Source organism: Methanococcus voltae, assembly GCF_017875395.1.
GTDB lineage: Archaea > AGJL01 > Methanococci > Methanococcales > Methanococcaceae > Methanococcus > Methanococcus voltae_C.
Genome location: NZ_JAGGMO010000014.1, coordinates 1 through 1,595 on the forward strand (window position 1 = coordinate 1; position 1,595 = coordinate 1,595).

Here is a 1,595-nt window from a genome sequence, read left to right on the forward strand (position 1 = left end):
CAGTTTGCAATCAAAGTGTTGTAAACCGAGGATCTGATTAGATGATGATCATGCATAAGCTCTCATATCTGGTGTTATCCAGAATATCTATTTATCTATTACCCTACTTGGGGAATGGCTTGGCTTGGAACGCCGACGAAGGACGTGGTAAGCTGCGATAAGCTTAGGCGAGGTGCATACAACCTTTGAACCTAAGATTTCCTAATGGGACTTCCTACTGTAAAGTGATCCGTAAGGATTGGGAACGCGGGGAATTGAAGCATCTTAGTACCCGCAGGAAGAGAAATCAAACGAGATTCCGTGATTAGAGGCGATTGAAAGCGGATCAGGGCAAACTGAATCCCTTCGGGGAGATGTGGTGTTATAGGGCCTTTGTTCAATGATTTGATAAGAACTGAAGTTGACTGGAATGTCATACCATAGAGGGTGAAAGTCCCGTAAGTGAATTTGATATGATTTATAAGGTTCCTGAGTACCGTGCGTTGGATATCGCGCGGGAAATTGGGAGGCATCGACTTCCAACCCTAAATACGTTCCAAGACCGATAGCGTATTAGTACCGCGAGGGAAAGCTGAAAAGTATCCTTAATAGGATGTGAAAAGTGCCTGAAACCAAGTAGGTATGGAATGGCACGGCCCCAAAGGCAACTATACTGAAGGAAGCTACTGCGAAGTAGTGTTACGAGGTATAGAGCCAGGGTTGTGTCGTCCGTTTCGAAAAACGGGCCAGGGAGTGTATTGTTGTGGCGAGCTTAAAATCTTTAAGGTTGTAGGCGAAGGGAAACCAACAAGTTCGCAGTTTATCCAGGAACGGGGTCTTAAGGGCCCGGAGTCACAGCGATACGACCCGAAACCGGGCGATCTAGGCCAGGGCAAGGTGAAGTCCCTCAACTGAGGGATGGAGGCCTGCAGAGGTGTTGCCGTTCGAAGCACTCTTCTGACCTTGGTCTAGGGGTGAAAGGCCAATCGAGCCCGGAAATAGCTGGTTCCCCCCGAAGTGACTCTCAGGTCAGCCGAAGTTTAGATAGTCGGCAAGGTAGAGCACTGATAGGAAGGTTAGGGGAAGAAATTCCTCGCTTTTCTGTCAAACTCCGAACTTGTCGTCGTCGTATACTTCGAGTCAGGGCATACGGGTAAGCTGTATGTCCGAGACGGGAATAGCCGTGACCTGGGTTAAGGTCCCTAAGTGCCGATTAAGTGTGAACACGAAGGGTGTCCTTGGTCTAAGACAGCAGGGAGGTTGGCTTAGAAGCAGCCATCCTTTAACGAGTGCGTAACAGCTCACCTGTCGAGATCAAGGGTCCCGAAAATGGACGGGGCTAAAATCGGCCACCGAGACCCAGGAGTACCGTAAGGTAATCTTGTAGGGGGGCGTTCTGCGAGGGCAGAAGTTCGGCTGTGAAGTCGAGTGGACCTCGTAGAAATGATGATCCTGGTAGTAGTAACAGCATAAGTGGGGTGAGAATCCCCACCGCCGAAGGGGCAAGGGTTCCACAGCAATGTTCGTCAGCTGTGGGTAAGCCGGTCCTAACTCTCGAGTTAACCTCTTTGAGAGGAAAGGGAAACAGGTTAATATTCCTGTGCCGTTCAAATACG

General features: G+C 49.4%; 1 rRNA gene. It reads left to right on the forward strand.

Annotated elements, in window-relative coordinates:
• Nucleotides 1-86: 86 nt before the first annotated feature.
• Nucleotides 87-1,595 (forward strand): 23S ribosomal RNA (locus J2127_RS08445); the annotation flags it as partial.